Source organism: Sphingomonas guangdongensis (genome assembly GCF_900199185.1).
Classification (GTDB): domain Bacteria; phylum Pseudomonadota; class Alphaproteobacteria; order Sphingomonadales; family Sphingomonadaceae; genus Sphingomonas; species Sphingomonas guangdongensis.
Genome location: NZ_OBMI01000002.1, coordinates 934844 through 952712 on the forward strand (window position 1 = coordinate 934844; position 17869 = coordinate 952712).

Sequence of the window (17869 nt, forward strand, 5' to 3'; positions counted from 1 at the left end):
GCGACTGTCCCGGAACCGTCATGGAGCAGGCGTAACGCCCCGCCAACAAAAGGGGATTACGTTCATGCTGCACCGTTTCCTGCTCCTCGCGAGCTGCGCAGTCGCCTCGCCTGCGCTGGCACAGGTCTCGCCCGACAGCGGCGCGCCCGCGGTCGATGCGGGCGCGGAGATCGTGGTGACGGCGCAGCTGCGCGAGCAGGACGCGCAGGATGTGCCGATCGCGGTAACGGCGATCACCGACGAGCAGTTCAAGCGACTGGGCCTGGTCGAGTTCGAGCAGGTCTCGCGCTTCGTGCCCGGCTTTTTCGTCCAGAACCAGTCGCCCAACAATCCGGGCTTCGTGGTCCGCGGCATCACCTCGGACAGCGGCACCGCCTACAACGAGCCGCGCGTGTCGGTGTACCAGGACGGCGTATCGATCGCGAAGTCGCGCGGTTCCTACGTCGAGCTGTTCGACGTCGAGCGGCTGGAGGTCGCCAAGGGCCCACAGTCGACGCTCTACGGCCGCGGCGCCCTGATCGGTGCGATCAACATCATCCAGAACAAGGCCGATCCCGACCGCACGTCCGCGTTCGCGCGCGGTAGCTACGGCAACTACGACAGCTACCTGGGCGAGGGCATGGTGAACCTCGCGACCGGGAACGGCGGCGCGATCCGCGTGGCCGGGCGCATCCGCGAGCGCGACGGCTTCATCGAGAACCTGCTCGGCGGGCGCGACTTCGCGTCCGCGCGGACCTGGGCCGTGCGCGGCAGCGCGCACCAGGAGGTCGGCGACTTCACGCTCGACCTGATCGGCAACTATCAGAAGGACACCCCGGCCGGGACGCCCTTTAAGTCGATCGCCTATCGTCCGACTGACCCGGTGACGGGCGCGGTGATCGGCGACGCGGGCCGCAACAGCGGCGCGGCGCTCGCGCCGGGCGCGGGGTTAGAGGGCGGCCGCCCGCTCGGTCTGCGGCGCGAAGTCGGCGGGATCACCGGCATCGCGACCTGGGACTTCTCGCCCGCGCTGCGGCTCACCTCCATCACCGCCTACCGCGAGTTTGATGCGCTGGAGGTGTTCGACGCCGACGGCATCTCGCTTCCCGTGCTCACCGCGGCAGAGGATGCGCACAGCAACCAGGCCAGCCAGGAGCTGCGCCTGACCTACGACAGCGACCGGGTGACCGCCTTCATCGGCGGGAGCTACTTCTTCGAGGATGGCTATCAGCGCACGCCCGCGCAGTTCGATGAGCGCGTGCTTCTCGCCCGCCTGACCAACCTTCTCGCCGGCCCGATCCCCGGCCGCCCGGCGACCGATCCGGCGCCCGCCGCGGTCTTCGCGAATACCGCCTTCACGAGCGCATTGCTGCAGGGAGTCGCGGGGGCGAGCGGGATCGCGCTGCCGTCCGCGCAGGCGGCGGCGATCGCCGCCAACCTGCGCGGCAACTATCTGGAGACGAGCACCAATCTCGCCACCACCAACGCCTTCGACCTGTTCGGCGACGTCACCTTCCGGATCGGCGATCGCTTTGAGATCGGCGGCGGCATCCGCTACACCCATGACAGCAAGGAGAGCGGCTTCACCTCCGCGGTGCTCGGCGGGCGCTCGGTGCTCGGCGGCTTCATCGCCGCGCTCGGCCTGCCCGCCGCGCAGCGCGCGCAGTTGCTCGGCGGCCTGGCGCTACCCGGCGCCGGTACCTCGCTCGCCATCCCGCTGCCGGTCTTCGGGCTCGGCGCACAGCCGACCGCGGGCAACGGCCAGGTCCAGACCGCCGAGCTCGACAACGGCGGTTTCTCGTGGCGCGGCCTCGCCCGCTACGAGCTGTCGGATCAGGCCAGCCTGTACGGCAGCTACGCCCGCGGCCGCCGTCCGCAGGTGCTCGTCGCTTCCGCACCATCGGCGCCGTTCGCGGCCGCGCGCTTCAACCGGCTGCCCTCGGAGACGGTCGACAGCTTCGAACTTGGCCTGAAGACCGCGCTGCTGAACCGCCGCCTGTTCCTCGATGCGTCGGGCTTCTACTACAAGTACAACAATTTCCAGACGACCGAGCAGCAGGGCACGACCTTCGTCACCACCAACGCGGGTGAGGCGGAAAGCTACGGCGTGGAGACGCAGGGTCGCTGGAACCCGACCGCCGACATCTCCGTCTTCGCGACCTACGCCTATAATCACAGCCGCTTCCAGAGCGGGATCCGCGACGGCAACCGCTTCCGCCTGTCGCCGGACCATGCCGCCTCGTTCGGAGCGATCGTGGGCGTGCCGCTGGGGGCGGACGCGGGCCGGATCACGCTGACGCCCAGCGTCACCTGGCAGAGCCGGGTCTATTTCGACGACGACAACGATCTGCCGGCGCTGCAGCAGCCGCCGCGCGCGCTGGTCGCCGACAATCTCCAGGACGAGACGCAGTCAGGCTACGCATTGGTCAACGCGCGCGTCGGATACGAGGCGCCGGGCGGGTGGCAGATCGAGGCCTTCGTCGAGAACGCCTTCGACAAGGAGTACATCAACGACGCCGGCAATACCGGTGACGGGCTCGGCCTGCCGACCTTCATCGCCGGCAACCCGCGCTTCTACGGCGTCGCCGCGACCCTGCGCTTCGGCGGTGGCCGGTGAGGGTCTCGCGCCGCTCCGCCCTCGCGCTGATCGGCGCGGGTGCGGCGGTACCTGCCGGGGCGCAGGTCGCTACCGGCACCCCGACCTTCGCGCATGGGGTCGCCAGCGGCGATCCAACCACGCGCGGCGCGGTGCTGTGGACGCGGGTGACGCCGCCTGCCGGCAGCGATGCGGCGATCCCCGTCCGCTGGTCGGTGACGGAGCGGGGCAGCGATAAGGTTATTGAGCGCGGCACGACCGAGGCGCGCAGCGCGCGCGACTTCACGGTGAAGGTCGAGCCGCGCCGGCTCCAGCCCGGTCGCGAGTACCGATACTGGTTTGAGGCGGCCGGCGTGCGGTCGCCGGAAGGTCGCGTCCGCACGCTCCCGGCGGGCGCGACGCCGGACCTGGTTCTCGCCGTGGCGTCATGCCAGCTCTACCCTGGCGGGCTGTTCAACGCCTATGAGGCGATCGCCAAGCTCGATCGCCTGGACGCGATCGTCCACCTCGGCGACTATATCTACGAGTACGGCCGCGAGGGCTACGGCAGCGAGACCGCACAGAAACTGGGGCGCGAGGTCGAGCCGCCGCATGAGATCGTCAGCCTCGCCGACTATCGGACTCGCCACGCGCAGTACAAGCGTGATCCCGACCTGCAGGCGGCACACGCTCGCGCGGCGATGATCGCGGTGTGGGACGATCACGAGACCACCAACGACAGCTCCCGTGAGGGCGCGCAGAACCACCAGCCGGAGAGCGAGGGCGACTGGGCGAAGCGCAAGGCCGCGGCGATGCAGGCCTATTTCGAGTGGATGCCGATCCGCGATCCCCGCCCCGGTCAGCCGTGGGAAGCGATCAACCGCTCGTTCGACTTCGGCGACCTCGCGACGCTGACGATGGTCGAGACGCGGCTGCTCGCGCGCAGCGAGCAGGCCGCGTTCAAGGGCGAGACGCCGGACGCGGCCGCCTTTGCCGCGACACTGGCGGAGCGCAACCGCGAGGACCGCGAGCTGCTCGGCGCCGATCAGGCGCGCTGGTTGGAAGCGGAGCTGGCCCGGTCGGTCAAGGCGGGCCGGAAATGGCAGGTGCTCGGCAACCAGGTGGTAATGGCGCGGGTGCCGGGGCCGATCCTCGATCGGCTGCTCCCGCCCGAGCAGGTCGCCCAACTCGGCGGCCTGCCGACGCCGCTTCGCGCACGGCTCGAATCGGCGCAGGCCGGGTTCAAGGCCGGGCTGCCGTTCAATCTCGACAGCTGGGACGGCTACCCGGCCGCGCGTGAGCGGCTGTATGCGAGTTTCCGCCGCGCCGGTGCGCACCCGCTGGTGCTCTCGGGCGACAGCCACGCCTTCTGGGTCAACCAGCCGGCGGACGCGAGCGGGGCGGTGGTTGCCTCCGAGTTCGGCACCTCGGCGATCAGTTCGCCGTCGGTCGGTGACAGCCTGCCCGCGCTGCCGCTCGGCAAGCTGCTGGAGGCGGCGGGTGACGAGGTGCTGTTCTGCGACCAGCGTGCCAAGGGCTTCGTGCTGCTGACGCTGACCGCTGATCGTGCCACCGCCGACTACCGCGCCGTATCGACGATCATGGCGAAGCCGTACGAGGTCGCCAGCATCGCACGCTATGAGGTGCCGGCAGCGGAGCGCCGCCTGCAGCGATTGTGATGCGGTGCAACATCAATCCGTAACATAGCTGAAACCATCTAGTCTTCGACCAGTCGTAGAGCCTCCGCCAGACACAGGGGGACATAATGCAGACATCATTCCGGCTCGCGCTCTGCGCGGGCATCAGCACGCTCGCGCTCGCCACGCCGTCGCTCGCGCAGACGACGCCGGTTACCGAGCAGAACGAGCCGGTGCCGCAGCAGAACACCTCCGGCGGCACGCCGGCCGTGCCCGAGCCGGCGGTCACCGATGAGGAGATCGTCGTCACCGGTGCCCGCCCGATCGCCGAGGCTGAGGCGGCCGCACTCCAGGTCCAGCGCAACTCCGACTCGCTGGTGACAGTCGCGGCGGCGGACAGTGTCGGGCGGCTGCCCGACCAGAACATCGCGCAGGCCGCCGGCCGTCTTCCGGGCGTGGCGGTCGAGCGCGACCAGGGCCAGGCCCGCTACATCTCGCTGCGCGGCGCGCCCAACTACTGGACCACGCTGTCGTTCGACGGGATCAACGTTGTGAGCCCGGAAGGGCGCGACGCGCGCTTCGATTCGATCCCCTCGGCGATCGCCTCGCAGATCATCGTGTCAAAGGCGGTGACGCCCGAGATGCCGGGCGAGACGGTGGCGGGGAACGTCAACGTCATTACCCGCTCCGCATTCGACTATACGAACGCCCACATCGCCGGCAAGGCAGGCTTCGGTATCGCCGAACTGGGCGAGCGCGAGCAGTATGAGGCGTCGCTGGTGATGTCGGACCGCTACCAGCTCGGCGGGGGCGAGCTCGGCGTGCTGGTGTCAGGCAGCTTCTACGAGCGCCAGATGATCACCGACAATTTCGAGAACGATTGGGAGCGGGTGGCGCAGGACCAGCGCCCGGGGGCGGGGACGCGCTTCTGGGTGCACGAGACCGAGAACAAGCTGTACCGCCTGACGCGCCGCAACTGGTCGGTGTCGGGGCGGCTCGACTATCGCCCGGACGACGCTAACCGCCTGTCGGCGCGGTCGATCTACACGATCTTCACCGACGACGAGGCGCGCGACAACTACCGCTTCGATCTCGACGATCGCCAGGGCGACCTGGTCGCCAACACCGCGGCGTGCCCGTCGACTGCCGTCAATCCGACGCCGACCACCAGCGGCTATGCCGACCTGTGCATCGGCAACACCCCGACGCGCGGCACCACCTACGGCATCGACATCCGCCAGCGCTCCACGCTGCGCGCGTTCCGCCAGTCGATCTTCACCAACACGCTCGCCGGCGACCACGAGTTCGGCGAGGGCTGGACGCTCAACTGGATCGGCAACTACACCCAGTCCAAGGACGATCGCTCGGTCACGGGTGAGGCGTCGTGGGAAAGCCCGTCCACCCGTACGGCGCGGCCGACCGTCGGCTACGACTTCTCCGATCCGAATCTCGCGCGGGTGTCGCTGTTCACGACGCTTCAGCTCGCCAGCCCGACCCGCTTCCAGGCGGGTACGCCGGTGACCGCAATCGACAGCTTCACCAAGCCGCCGGTGTCGTTCACCGTGCTCGACGCCGTCGACACGACCGATGCCTACACCGGCAAGATCGTGCTCTCGAAGGAGCTCGGCCTGTTCGGCGGCGACGCGACCCTGCGCGTCGGCTTCCAGTTCGACCAGCGGACGAAGACGGCGGACGAGAACCAGATCAGCCTGTCGACGGCGGCGCAGTTCGCGGCGATCGGCCTGCCGACCAACTACAACCAGTTTTCGCTCGACACGCCGTTCCAGGGGGAGATCCCGCTCGGCTACAGCTTCCGCTACTTCGACACGAACAAGATGGAGGTGGTGTCCGCGGCCGCGCAGGCGAACTTCGCCTTCGCGCCCGTGACCGCCAACAACTACGAAGTGCGCGAGCAGGTTTATGCGGGCTTCGTGATGGGCACACTGCGCTACGATTGGGGCTCGATCCTCGGCGGCGTGCGCGTCGAGCACCTGAAGAACCGCGGCGAGGCGATCGCGACCGTCGGCACCGCGACCGGTCTGGTTGTGGCCGAGTCGGAGCAGACGCTGGCGTTCCCCAGCCTGCACATCAACTTCAACGTCGACGATACCAAGAAGCTGCGACTGTCGTTCAACTCGGGTGCCGCGCGCGCCGACTATGACCAGCTCCGCCCCAACGTCGTGGTCAACGACAGCAACCAGACGATCTCCGGCGGTAACCCGTCGGTCCAGCCCGAGCGCGCCTACGGCGTCGACGGCTATTTCGAATGGTATCTGCGCCCGCAGGGCTATCTGATGGTTGGGCTGTTCTACAAGCGGGTGGAGGATGTGCTCTACCGCCAGACCCGCACCTTCAACTCCGATACGCTCAATACCGGCGGGATCGACCGCTCCTCCTACGTCTTCACCGGCATCACCAACGGCGGCAACGGACGCGTGTTCGGCGCCGAGGCCGCCGCGCAGCTGCAGCTCGAGCCGTACACGGAGGCGCTTGGCCTGCCCGACTTCCTCGGCGGGTTCGGCATCTCGGCGAACGTTACGCTCAACGACAGCGAGGTAACCAAGCCCGCCATAGGCGCGGTGCCCGACCGCAAGGTGCGGCTGCCCGGCACCTCCGACCTGGTCTACAACATCGGCGGCTATTACGAGAAGTACGGGCTGTCGCTCCGCGTCCAGTATCAGCGCCGCTCGACCTGGCTGGACGGCTTCGCCGACGACCTGACCGACGGTGGCGACACCTACTGGGCAGCCGACGATGAGATGGACATCTCCGCGCGGTTCGCGATCACCCCGCAGCTGGAAATCTACTTCGACGCGCAGAACGTCCTCAACCAGCCGGGCCGCCGCTATTCGGAACCGGGCAACCTCCTGACCGCGACCGGCACGCCGACCGGCAGGATCGACAGCCAGACGATCGAGTGGGAACGGTTCGGCCGCCGCTACTCGGGCGGCTTCCGGTTCAACTTCTGATGCGTATCTTCGGCGCGACGCTCGTGCTGCTGGCGCTGCTGCCGGGCTGCACGAGGACGCGATCGCACGTGCCGATCGTCTCCGCGCCGACCGTCACCGTGACCGCTCGGGCGGAGACGGCGGCGGTCGCGACGCGCAACGCCGACGCGGCGGACGACCCGGCGATCTGGCGCAACCCGGACGACCCGGCAGCGAGCCTGATCGTCGGGACCGACAAGCGCGCCGGACTCTACGTCTACGACCTGGCCGGGCGGCAGCGCTCGTTCGTCAACGCCGGTCGGGTCAACAATGTCGACCTGCGCGACATGGGCGCGGCCGGGATCATCGTCGCGGCGAGCGACCGCAATGATCCGCTCGCCGCGAAGCTGGCCCTGTTCCGTCTCGATCCCGCGACCGCCACGCTAGCGCCGCTCGGCACCGTGCCGGTCGGGGCGGGGGAGGCGTACGGCGTCTGCCTGTACCGCCAAGGCGACGCGCTCCACGCCTTCAACGTCATCAAGGACGGCACGATCCGCCAGGTCGCGCTGGCGCTCGGCGCAACGCCGAGCGCTCAGATGGTGCGCACGATGAAGCTCGCCACCCAATCCGAAGGCTGCGTGGTCGACGAGCGCACGCACCGGCTCTACGTGGCGGAGGAGGATGCCGGACTGTGGCGCTTCGACGCACGCGCCGGCGGCAGCACGGCGCCGGTGCAGGTCGCGGCAGTCGACGCTCACCGGCTGCACATGGACGTGGAAGGTGTTGCGCTGGCGGCGATCGGCACGGGAAACGGCGGCTACCTGCTCGTTTCGAGCCAGGGCGACAACGCCTATGCCGTCTATCGGCTGTCGGATGACGGCTATGTCGGGCGCTTCCGCATCGCCGCCGGCCGCCTGGGCAGCACGGAAGAGACCGACGGTATCGAGGTCATGACCGGCGACTTCGGCGCCGCCTTCCCCGGCGGCCTGTTCATCGCGCAGGACGGCCACAACCAGCCGCGGGCGCAGAACTTCAAGCTGGTCGCCTGGGCCGACATCGCCGCGGCACTCCGGCTCGAGTGAGGCTCAGCCGGGCAGCGCGGCGAGCGGCTGCCCGGCCCGGATCGGCGTGCCCTCCGCCAGCCCCGCGTGGAGCGGCACGCCGGGCGGCAGCAGGCAAATAATGGTCGAGCCATGCTCGAACCAACCCATCTCCTCGCCCTTGGCCTTCCGCGCATCGCAGGCGACCCGGGCATTGCCGTAGGTGCGCAGGCAGCGCTCGGTATCCAGAAAGGTGAGGCGGATGCTCGCGACCAGGATCGCCGCGACCGGCACCAGCAGCATCGGCGTGCCGCTGTCGAACCGCACCTCGATCACCGCGCGCTCGTTGCGGCAAAACAGCTTTTCCACCCGCTTGAGTGCGATCGGGTTCACGTTCCAGCAGTCGCCCGACAGGTAGGTCACGCCCTCGACCGTCAGGTCGTGCGGCGCGTGGAAGCGGTGGTACATGCCCGCGGTCAGCCTGAGCGTCACGAAGCAGCCGCCGCGGTACTGCTCGACCAGTGCCGAGTCGGGTACCAGTTCCTCCAGCCGGTAAGGGAAGCCCTTGACCTGGTAGAGCAGGTCATCCTCGATGGTCCCGTGCGCGCCGACGATCGCGTCGCAGGGACTGGCGATCACCGCCCGGTCCGGATCGTACGGCCGTGCGCCCGGCTTCAGCCGCCGGATGAAGCCGTCGCGCAGCGAGCGGTAGCGCGTCGCCTCCGCCTCGCCGAAATCGGCGCCCGAGAAGAAGCGCCACGCCGCTATCACCGGCTTGGCGACCAGCGGGTGCTCCACCCGCGCGACCCGCGCGACCAGGTTGGTGGCGAGGCGCCGCGGGATGCGGTTGGTCAGCAGGAAGTTGAGGTCTTCCTGGAGCAGAAGCCGCATCGCGCGGTCACGCACTGTCATGAAGCCGTCACGTCGCTGGAGTGAGTGGAACCATGTTCGGATACATTGCCGCGCTGATCGGCGCGACCGCCGTGGGCGCCGCCGCTGCCAACAAGGGGGCGAGCCGCCTCGCGCTCTCCCGTGCCAAGCATCGCTCGCTCGGTGGCCACGTCCGCATGGCGAAGCGGGTCGCGAGGCAGATCCCGTTCTACAACTACGGTGCGGATCGCTTCTTCCGTGCGGATGGTGCCGACGACGCCGTCGTCGTCCGCCGGCGCGCAGGGTTCGAGCGGTTGGGTGCGCTCTATGCCGACCGCTTCGAGCGCACACTCGCACTGACCAGGGAAACGCGCGAAGGGCTGTCCGATCTGCAGTTCACCGGCCGCTACCGCGTGCCGTTCCAATTCAGCGAGCGCGTCCGCGCGACACTCGGCACCGGCGCCTTCCTGGCCGCATCCGACGGGCCGTGGCTGACCGATCTCGACGGCAACCGCTTCATCGACCTGACCGGCTCCTACGGCGTCAACGTGCTCGGCAACGAGGCGTACAAGGCGACGATGCGAGAGGGGCTGGAACTCGCCGAGCCACTCGGCGCGGTGCTCGGCGCCTATCACCCGGTCGTCGCGGACAATGTCGCCCGGCTGCGGCGCCTGTCTGGCCTGGACGAGGTGTCGTTCCACATGTCGGGGACCGAGGCAGTGATGCAGGCGGTGCGGCTCGCCCGCTACCACACCCGCCGCCCGCGCGTCGTCCGGTTCGCGGGCGCCTACCACGGCTGGTGGGGCGATGTGCAGCCCGGCATCGGCAATCCGGTGCCCGCCGACCGGACGCTGACGCTCGCCGACCAGTCGGAGCAGACGCTGGCCGTGCTCGCGCGGCGCAAGGATATTGCCTGCGTGCTGGTCAACCCGCTCCAGGCGCTGCACCCGAACGGCGCGGCGCCCTCCGACGGCCAGCTGATCGATTCGAGCCGCCGGGCTGGCGCCGACCTGCCGGCCTATGCCGCCTGGCTTCACCGCCTGGCGGCGACCTGCCGGGCGAACGGCATCGTGCTGATCTTCGATGAGGTGTTTCTGGGCTTCCGGCTGGCGCCGACCAGCTTCGCCGAGCGCTTCGGCATCGAGCCCGACATGATCACCTGGGGCAAGTCGCTCGGCGGCGGCCTGCCCGTGGGGGTGCTTACCGGTCGCGCGGACCTGATGAAGCGGTGGCGAGACGACCGTCCGGTCGACATCTGCTTCGCCCGCGGCACGTTCAACGCGCACCCCTATGTCATGGGCGCGATGAATGCCTTCCTGCGCCGGCTGGAGGCGCCGGATGTCGCCGCGCTGTACGACGGCATCGACGCACGCTGGGATGCCCGCGCCGCGCAGCTCAACGCCGCTTTGGCGGAGGCCGGGTTGCCGGTCGCGGTGGCGCACCTCTCCAGCATCTGGACCGTGCTCTACACCCGTCCCTCCCGCTACAACTGGATGCTGCAATATCACCTCCGCGCGGAAGGGCTGGCGCTCAGCTGGGTCGGAACCGGACGGCTGATCTTCAGCCTCGACATCGACGACCAGCTCTTCGCGGAGATCGTGCGGCGCTTCGTGGCAGCGGCGGGTGCGATGGCGGCCGATGGCTGGTGGGACGGTCCAGTCGCCACCAACAGAGAGCTGCGCCGCGCGGTGCTGAAGGAGACGCTCGCCGCGCGGCTCGGCCGGTAACGTCGCGGCTCAGGCCGCGACGTGATCGTCCATCCGCTCGCCCTTCAGCAGGCGCTTCGGCGCCGACTTGTAGAGGCGGAAGTCGCTGAACGGGTCGGTGGCGATCTTGGTCGCCCACACGATCCCGGTTTCCAGGTCGCGCTGCATCCACAGCTGGGCAACGCGCAGCAGGATTGCGCCGACGCCCAGAAACAGCCAGCCGAAACCGACGTGGCGCAGATAGCCGACGAAGCCGGCCGGGGCCTCCAGCAAGCCGAACAGGGTCGGCTGGAACCATAGTACGACCGGGATCGCGGCCCAGCTGATCATCAGCACCCACTTGCGGGCGAGATTGTAGCCGACCTTCACCTCTTCCTTGTACTCGTGGCTGACTGCGTTCTCGTGATCATAGCCCTTGGGCTCGAAGAAGAAGTGGCCGGCCTGGCGACTGGTCATCGCGACACCCCAGGCGAGCAGGCTGGCGAGGGCCGCGTCGACGAACAGCATCGCGTAGGCGACCATGAAGGTGCAGGCCGACACGAAGTGCAGGCTCTGGTTGACCAGGCTGTGATGGTAGAAGCGGTGGTCGTCCCAGCGCTGCTCGGCGAGCTGGGCGCGGAAACCGGCGTTGCCCTGTTCGTCCTCGAACCGGAGCTTGCGTAGGTGCGGCATCAGGCGGCGTCCTTCTTTGCGATACGCACGAGGCTGAAGTGGCCAAGCGGCGGGATCGGCCGGCTCTCGACCAGTTCGACGTCGTCGCGCGTGGCGACCCAGTCGGTGTAGAGCGTGAACGGGAAGTCGGTGCGGAAGCCCAGCCGGCTGGTGATCGGCATCAGCGCCTTTTCCACGCCGCCGCGAAAGCCCTTGTCGGCGCTGACACGCGTCGTGATGATGATCTCGCCACCCGGACGACACACACGGGCGAACTCGTCGAGCGCGCGCGTCGGATTGGGCACGGCGCTGACGACATATTGCGCGACCACGGCGTCATAGGAGCTGGTGGCGAAGTCGAGCGCCTCGGCATCGCCGACGCGGATCGCCTGGACGTTGCTCAAGCCCTGGCGCCGCACGCGGGTGCGCGCCTTCTCCAGCATGTCGTCGGACAAATCGACGCCGGTGATCAGGCTGCCTTGGGAATAGTGCGGCAGCGAGATGCCGGTGCCGACCCCCACTTCCAGGATGCGCGGCCCGACAGCCTCCGCGGCGCGGATCGCGGCGAGCCGGCCCTGGCGGAACACCGGGCCGAATACGAGGTCGTAGACCGGCGCCCAGCGATCATAAGCTGTGGCGACGGCATCGGTCGTCATAACTGCGGTCATGTGGCGCGTGCGTCCTTCGCAACAGCAGCGGCAATGCTCGCCGCCTCGCCCCGTGTCTCTCGCAAGCCAGTATTGCAGATTGACGACAAACGCCCAAGTATTTGACGAGCCTGTGACTGAAACATGTTTGTCATGACTTGTTATCGCGCTGGCGAACAACGGTTTATGTAGATCGCGTAAGTACGGTGTCGAACAGCCAGCGGGACAACTGGCGAGCGAACGGGCATGGCCACACTGACCGCAAGCGTTGACACGCACGTGATGATGTATCATCTGCGCCGCTGTGATGAGACAGGATGCCCGGGCCAGCGGTGCGCAACAGCGCTTCTTCGACGTAGTCGCGATCGGCGCGTCGGCGCTGTGCCTGCTGCACTGCCTGGCGCTCCCGGCCGCGATCCTGCTGCTGCCTGCGCTCGCCGTCTTCCTTCAGGTGCCGGAGAGCTTCCACCTTGCAGCACTCGCGGTTGCGGTGCCGACCAGCGCGGTCGCGCTCGGCGCCGGGTACCGCACCCACGAGACCGCGCAAGCGATCGGCGTGGCGCTGCCTGGCATCGCGCTGCTCGCCTGGGGTGCGTTGATGGCGCAAGGCGTCGCCGCGGAGACCGGATCGACCGTCGCCGGTGCGCTGCTGCTCGCACTCGCTCACGTGCTCAACTGGCGGGCACTGGCCTTGGTGCCCGGCGCCGCGACCTAGCCGCGGCTTGTTTCCGGGAGCCTGGACGAAAGCTCGGATGGTGGCTCAACCGCGAGGGAAGGGGTACAATGGCTGCGGAGCCGTCAGTTCAGCACAGTTGCTGCTGATAACCCCTACGGGGAGTGACATGTACCTCAGGGTGACAGAAAGCCGCCGGTCCTTGAAGCCGCATCCGGCCGGAGTGTACTCACTCGGTTTGTCCGTAAGTGCTCGTTCTGAACGGGATAGGCAAGCAGCTTGGTGCAATTCGCTTCGTCCGGTCAAACGGTGATGAGAGGGGATGCCCCGGTGAAGCTCAGCGGCGTTCGAGGCGGCATCACTTAGATGTGCTGTTTGGGTGGAAAGCGGTCTGGCCGCTTTGAAGCGGGAGTCGTCGCGGACAGTCAGTTGTTCATCATTCGATCCGCGTCCGGGTTGCACCTCGTCATTCAGCTTGTCTCAACCCAGTGGCGGCGCGGCGAAGTGGAGGTAATCGGGGTTGAAGCTCGCGATCTCCTCCAGCGCTTGACGGTCACGCAGGCGCGTCATCCGCGGCTCGATCCCGATCAGCCCGCTCTCGCGCAGCTCACGCAGGGTGCGATTGGTGTGCTCGGGCGTCATGCCGCACGCGCTGCCGAGGTCGCCCTGAGTGAGCGGCATCGGAATGGCGCCGCCACTCGCCAACCCGACGTTGGCGAGCCGCTGGTATAGTTCGCACAGCAAGTGCGCGATCCGCTCGCGGGCGTTGCGCTGGCCCAGGCTGAACAGCCATTCGCGCGCGGTGGAGCTCGCCACCATCGAGTCCCACCACAAACCCTGGCTGAGGCGCGGGTGCGCGGCGGTGATCTCATTCAGTGCTGAGCGGCTGACGCACGCGACGGTGAGCTCGCCCACCGCCTCCACGGTGGAGTCCATCCGCTGCGCGACGAAGCTGTTGAAGTCGCAGACGTCGCCGGGAAGGTGGATGGCGACCACCTGCCGCGCACCGGTGGTGCCCGCGCGGTAGCGACAGCACCAGCCGTCCAGCACGATGTACAGGTCGGAGGGCGGCGCGCCTTGTTCGACGAGTGCGGTACGATCACTCACCCGGCGGACGCTGCGTACCAGCCAGCGGTCGAGCGCATCTCGCTCCGCGCCGCTGATCGCCAGCTGGTTCTCGAATCGGTGGCCTAGGTAGCTGCGTGTGGTCGGACGCGCGGGCAGGGGAGCGATGCCCGGCATCGGAACGGTCAAGGTCAGCGTAGCCATGACCGCACTACGCATCGACGGCAGCGAAGTGCCTCATGGTACGCTGCGGATGCGACAGACCGGTATCATACCTCAGTTCATCGCCTCATCGCCACGCCTGATCTCACCAAGTGCATGAGCGCGATCATGTCCAACAATCATCCAGCGATTGATCATGGTGCCTGCCTCCCGTGGGGCGTGGGTCCTAGGTGCATGATCCGGCTCACCTTCTTAACGGCGATCGTTACGGTGAGGGCCCTCGACCCGAATGAACGATCATTGACGTCCTCCGTTCTTCCCTCGTGACGTCAACGCGTCGCGATACGCAATGAGGAGACCTTCAATGTCCATTCTTTCCGGCCTGTTTGGCGGTGGTAACGGCAGCAGCAACTCGAACACCGAGGCGGATTCGTCCGACTTCACAAGCGACTTTGACGCGGTGCTCGACATCAATGCATCGAATACCAGCTACGAGAGCTACAGCGACGGTGAGGAATCGTACGAGAGCCTCGACGCGCAGGAGTTCGGAACGAGCCTCGACATCGGCAATCTGATCGAGTCGATGACCGACTCCTTCTCGGAGAGCGACTCGGTCGCCTTCGGATAACAAAAAACGGGGACCGTCGCGCCAACGACGGTCCCCGCTTCCGATACGCAACGCCGGTCCGGTCTGGCCAACCGTTCCAGCGAGTAACCAATCCATAGGTGCGCCCCCAGTTCCCGGGCAAGCGTTGGAGAGCCCCGATGGGTGGGTGGACATGCTTCTGACCAGCGAGCGATCGCCCGGCGGCCTGCTCCGCGCGGAGCGGCCGGTCACACAATCATCCGCTGCCGATCTTCCCCTGCTGGGCGGAACGGCGGCGACGTTCGATGTTCAGCTGGCGACCCTGCCCGCGATCGGCCTCGGTTTGGCATTGCCGATCGGGCTGGTGCCGGAAGGCAGCTGGACGCGCGGAGAGAGCATCAGCGTGGCGGTGCCTGGCCCGGTGCCGCTCGCCTTCTCGCTCGGCGGTAACCTGACCACCAGTGCCCCGCCCCAGGTGGATGCGCCCGTTGTCGCGCCGCTTGCTGCCGATCCTGCGTCGATGCTCGAAAGCGCGCCGGCGCCCGACCCCTTGCCACCGACGCCTGCATCGCCGGCGACGAATGTGGCCGACCCCGCTCCGACGCCGGTCGGGTCGGGTACGCCGCCGCCCGCCGTTCCTGCCGACCCTGGCCTGACCCCCGAGGCAGTGCGCGGGCTGGCCGCAGAAGTCGCGACCGCCGTCCAGTCGCTCGCCGATGCGGTGACGGCATTGTCCAACAGCCAGTCCCCGCAGGACGCCGCCGCGACAACGGCGCTGCTCTCCGCGGTAGAGGCCGGCCTCAGCCCGATCGCTAACCTGTCGGGTCAGGCGGCGACCACGCTAGCCACGGCTGGCGAGGAGACGGGCGAGCTGATCGGTCGGGTCACGGACGTGACCGGTACGCTGGTCGAAGATGTTGCAGGCACTACCACCACGGTCGTCGACGCGGTTGGCCAGACGGCTGCATCGGTCCTCGTCAGCGCTGCGAATAGCGTTGCCGATGTGACCGCGGCGGCCGAGCAGACGATCACCACCACACTAGCGGCCGTTGCTGACGCGACGACCTCCGCTGTCGGCACGGCGACCGACGTTGTCGCCAGCGTGCCAGACGTGGTTGCTCCTGTAATCGCCGCCACTGCCACGACGGTCGGCGCGGTCGCCGATACGGCGGCACAGGTGGCCGGCAACGTGCCGGAGATTGTCGTGCCTGTGAGCGCGGCCTCCGCCACCACGGTCGGCGCGGTTGCCGATATGGCCGGGTCAGTGATCGCGACCACCGGCACCGTCGTCGCCGATGCGACCGACGCCGCGCTCGGCGGGGCGAATCCGTCCGCGGGACTGCAGACACTGCTCGGCTTGCTGAACGAGGACGAGGGCTTTGCGGTCGGGCCGAGCGCTGCGGAGACAGTGTTCGCCTCGGCCGCACCGATCCTCGGCGATATCGGTGACGACCTGCTGGGCGGTGGCACGGATGGTGCCCTGCCGGTGCTCACCGACGACCGTCCCGGCGCGCTTGACGACGTTGGCGACACGGTGCTTGGCGGACTTGGGCTGGGTTGGGGAGATCACCATGGTTGACGCCGCCAGCCCACCCCCGGCCGAGCGGCTTCCGGTCGCGCTCGATCCCGATCACTCCGACTACAAGCCGCATGAGGAGCTTGCCGCGGCCTTGCGCGCCTGCAAGCCGCTGTTGTGGACCGCGGCGGCGTTCAGCGGGGCGGTCAACTTGCTGTTCCTCGCTTCACCGATCTATCTCATTCAGATCTACAACCGCGTGATCCCGAGTGGCAGCATACCGACGCTGATCGGACTGTCGGTTGCGCTGCTGCTCGCGCTGGCGACCATGGCGGTGCTCGATGCGGCGCGCGCGCGCATCCTGGTTCGCGCGGCGGCGCGGATCGATCGGCTGCTGTCGGGTCGCGTGTTCCAGGCGGTGATCGACAATGCCACGCGCAACGGCGGTGGTGCCAAGAACGCGCAGTTGCTCCGCGACCTCGACCAGTTCCGCTCGGCACTGGCGGGGCAGGCGGCGCAGTTCTTCTTCGACGTGCCGTTCATGCCGCTGTTCCTCGTTGCGCTGTTCCTGATCCACCCGGTGCTGGGGTTCGCGGGCACGCTGGGCGCAGCGATGCTGATCGGCCTCGCGTTCCTCAACGATCGCACGACGCGCGCGAGTGCAAAGGCGTCGAACGACGCGGCAATCCGTTCCTACCAGTTCACCGACGCGATCGCGCGCCACGCCGACCCGGTCCACGCGATGGGGATGGACGGCGCGCTGCTGAAGCGCTGGCGGCGCGACCGCGACACCATGATGGAGCGGCAGGCGAGCGGCAGCGATCGCACCGCTGACGTCACCGCCGTGATCCGCTTCGTGCGGCTCGCCATGCAGGCGGCGATGCTGGGCCTGGGTGCATGGCTGGTGATCGAGGGCTCGATCCTTGCCGCCTCCATCTTCGCCGCCAACATGATGCTCGGCCGCGCGCTCGCGCCGCTAGAGGTCGCGGTCGGCGGCTGGCGCCAGATCGAGCAGGGTCTGGCCTCGGGCAAGCGCGTCCAGCTCGGCCTTAACGCCGCTCCCCACCGCCGCCCGCGCGTCGAGCCGCCGGTCACCGCCGCGACCGTGGCGCTGCAGGATGTCGCCTTCCAGTTCAAGGGTGCGAAGCGTTCGGCGCTGCGCTCGATTAACCTGGAGATTGCGGCCGGCGAGGCGGTCGGCATCGTCGGCCCGAGCGGGGCGGGCAAGAGCTGCCTCGCCCGCCTGCTGGTCGGTGCGCGCCTCGCCGAGCAGGGTCGCGTCAGCGTCGGCGGGGTCGACATGCGCCACTGGTCGCGCAGCATGCTCGCCCGCCACATCGGCTACCTGCCGCAGACCGTCGGGCTGTTCCCCGGCACGCTCCGCGACAACATCGCGCGCTTCGGTGACGGCAGCGATGCGGAGGTGATCGCCGCCGCGCGCCGCGCCAACGTCCACGACATGATCATGGCCCTGCCCGACGCGTACGAGACGCGGGTGGATGAGGGCGGCACCGGCCTGTCGGGCGGACAGCGCCAGCGCGTCGGCCTGGCGCGTGCGCTCTACGGCGAGCCCAAACTCTTGGTGCTCGACGAGCCCAACGCCCACCTTGACGCGGACGGGGAGGAGGCGCTCGCCCGCTCGCTCCACACGTTGAAGGCATTGGGCTGCACCGTGATCCTGATCGCGCACCGGCTGAACCCGGTCGCGCACGTCGACCGCGTGATCGTGCTGTCGGACGGCCAGCTCCAGCTGGATGGGCCGCGCGCCCGCGTGTTCCGCAAGGTGCGCACCGAGCTGGTCGAATCGATCGCCCGCGAACCGATGAAGGTGTGAC

General features: G+C 68.4%; 13 protein-coding genes. 9 read left to right on the top strand and 4 right to left on the bottom strand.

Annotated elements, in window-relative coordinates:
• Positions 1 to 64 precede the first annotated feature (64 nt).
• The 4 genes from CRO12_RS11740 (at position 65) to CRO12_RS11755 (ending at position 8200) form a co-directional block, all read left to right on the top strand.
• Positions 65 to 2596, top strand: a complete 2532-nt coding sequence (locus CRO12_RS11740; RefSeq protein ID WP_245858425.1) for a TonB-dependent receptor — start codon at positions 65 to 67, stop codon at positions 2594 to 2596.
• Complete coding sequence (locus CRO12_RS11745) at positions 2593 to 4233, top strand: alkaline phosphatase D family protein (protein ID WP_097064174.1); 1641 nt, start codon at positions 2593 to 2595, stop codon at positions 4231 to 4233. Before CRO12_RS11740 ends, CRO12_RS11745 begins: the two co-directional genes overlap by 4 nt.
• Positions 4234 to 4319: 86 nt before the next feature.
• On the top strand, positions 4320 to 7160 hold the full coding sequence (locus tag CRO12_RS11750) for a TonB-dependent receptor (protein WP_097064175.1): 2841 nt from the start codon (positions 4320 to 4322) through the stop codon (positions 7158 to 7160).
• A complete protein-coding gene (locus tag CRO12_RS11755) occupies positions 7160 to 8200 on the top strand; it encodes a phytase (protein WP_097064176.1) in 1041 nt (346 codons plus the stop codon). Before CRO12_RS11750 ends, CRO12_RS11755 begins: the two co-directional genes overlap by 1 nt.
• A gap of 3 nt (positions 8201 to 8203) precedes the next feature.
• On the opposite strand, the gene asd is transcribed toward CRO12_RS11755, so the two are convergent.
• Positions 8204 to 9070 carry an archaetidylserine decarboxylase gene (gene asd, locus CRO12_RS11760; protein WP_179640990.1) on the bottom strand — a complete coding sequence of 289 codons (867 nt, stop codon included), beginning with the start codon at positions 9068 to 9070 and terminating at the stop codon, positions 8204 to 8206.
• A 32-nt stretch (positions 9071 to 9102) separates the two neighbouring features.
• Between asd and CRO12_RS11765 the strand changes: the two genes are divergently transcribed.
• A complete protein-coding gene (locus CRO12_RS11765) occupies positions 9103 to 10755 on the top strand; it encodes an aminotransferase class III-fold pyridoxal phosphate-dependent enzyme (RefSeq protein WP_097064177.1) in 1653 nt (550 codons plus the stop codon).
• A 9-nt stretch (positions 10756 to 10764) separates the two neighbouring features.
• On the opposite strand, the gene CRO12_RS11770 is transcribed toward CRO12_RS11765, so the two are convergent.
• Complete coding sequence (locus tag CRO12_RS11770) at positions 10765 to 11406, bottom strand: hypothetical protein (protein ID WP_097064178.1); 642 nt, start codon at positions 11404 to 11406, stop codon at positions 10765 to 10767.
• A complete protein-coding gene (locus tag CRO12_RS11775; protein WP_245858427.1) occupies positions 11406 to 12041 on the bottom strand; it encodes a class I SAM-dependent methyltransferase in 636 nt (211 codons plus the stop codon). Before CRO12_RS11775 ends, CRO12_RS11770 begins: the two co-directional genes overlap by 1 nt.
• A 298-nt stretch (positions 12042 to 12339) precedes the next feature.
• Between CRO12_RS11775 and CRO12_RS11780 the strand changes: the two genes are divergently transcribed.
• A complete protein-coding gene (locus tag CRO12_RS11780; RefSeq protein WP_097064180.1) occupies positions 12340 to 12747 on the top strand; it encodes a MerC family mercury resistance protein in 408 nt (135 codons plus the stop codon).
• 438 nt (positions 12748 to 13185) lie between these two features.
• Here the strand turns inward: CRO12_RS11780 and CRO12_RS11785 are convergent, their stop codons facing one another.
• On the bottom strand, positions 13186 to 13974 hold the full coding sequence (locus CRO12_RS11785) for a Crp/Fnr family transcriptional regulator (RefSeq protein ID WP_179640992.1): 789 nt from the start codon (positions 13972 to 13974) through the stop codon (positions 13186 to 13188).
• Positions 13975 to 14296: 322 nt separating this feature from the next.
• On the opposite strand from CRO12_RS11785, the gene CRO12_RS11790 reads away from it, so the two are divergent.
• The 3 genes from CRO12_RS11790 (at position 14297) to CRO12_RS11800 (ending at position 17868) form a co-directional block, all read left to right on the top strand.
• Positions 14297 to 14560, top strand: coding sequence for a hypothetical protein (locus CRO12_RS11790; RefSeq protein WP_097064182.1), 264 nt, complete (start codon positions 14297 to 14299; stop codon positions 14558 to 14560).
• A gap of 151 nt (positions 14561 to 14711) precedes the next feature.
• Positions 14712 to 16097, top strand: coding sequence for a hypothetical protein (locus CRO12_RS18035; RefSeq protein ID WP_097064183.1), 1386 nt, complete (start codon positions 14712 to 14714; stop codon positions 16095 to 16097).
• Positions 16090 to 17868, top strand: coding sequence for a type I secretion system permease/ATPase (locus CRO12_RS11800; RefSeq protein ID WP_179640994.1), 1779 nt, complete (start codon positions 16090 to 16092; stop codon positions 17866 to 17868). Before CRO12_RS18035 ends, CRO12_RS11800 begins: the two co-directional genes overlap by 8 nt.
• Position 17869: the final 1 nt, after the last annotated feature.

Bases quoted from the DNA above. Each gene is read 5' to 3' on its own strand.
- asd (WP_179640990.1), bottom strand. From the start codon at position 9,070: ATGACAGTGCGTGACCGCGCGATGCGGCTTCTGCTCCAGGAAGACCTC.
- CRO12_RS11800 (WP_179640994.1), top strand. From the start codon at position 16,090: ATGGTTGACGCCGCCAGCCCACCCCCGGCCGAGCGGCTTCCGGTCGCG.
- CRO12_RS11765 (WP_097064177.1), top strand. From the start codon at position 9,103: ATGTTCGGATACATTGCCGCGCTGATCGGCGCGACCGCCGTGGGCGCC.
- CRO12_RS18035 (WP_097064183.1), top strand. From the start codon at position 14,712: ATGCTTCTGACCAGCGAGCGATCGCCCGGCGGCCTGCTCCGCGCGGAG.
- CRO12_RS11780 (WP_097064180.1), top strand. From the start codon at position 12,340: ATGAGACAGGATGCCCGGGCCAGCGGTGCGCAACAGCGCTTCTTCGAC.
- CRO12_RS11750 (WP_097064175.1), top strand. From the start codon at position 4,320: ATGCAGACATCATTCCGGCTCGCGCTCTGCGCGGGCATCAGCACGCTC.
- CRO12_RS11790 (WP_097064182.1), top strand. From the start codon at position 14,297: ATGTCCATTCTTTCCGGCCTGTTTGGCGGTGGTAACGGCAGCAGCAAC.
- CRO12_RS11740 (WP_245858425.1), top strand. From the start codon at position 65: ATGCTGCACCGTTTCCTGCTCCTCGCGAGCTGCGCAGTCGCCTCGCCT.
- CRO12_RS11775 (WP_245858427.1), bottom strand. From the start codon at position 12,041: ATGACGACCGATGCCGTCGCCACAGCTTATGATCGCTGGGCGCCGGTC.
- CRO12_RS11770 (WP_097064178.1), bottom strand. From the start codon at position 11,406: ATGCCGCACCTACGCAAGCTCCGGTTCGAGGACGAACAGGGCAACGCC.
- CRO12_RS11785 (WP_179640992.1), bottom strand. From the start codon at position 13,974: ATGGCTACGCTGACCTTGACCGTTCCGATGCCGGGCATCGCTCCCCTG.
- CRO12_RS11755 (WP_097064176.1), top strand. From the start codon at position 7,160: ATGCGTATCTTCGGCGCGACGCTCGTGCTGCTGGCGCTGCTGCCGGGC.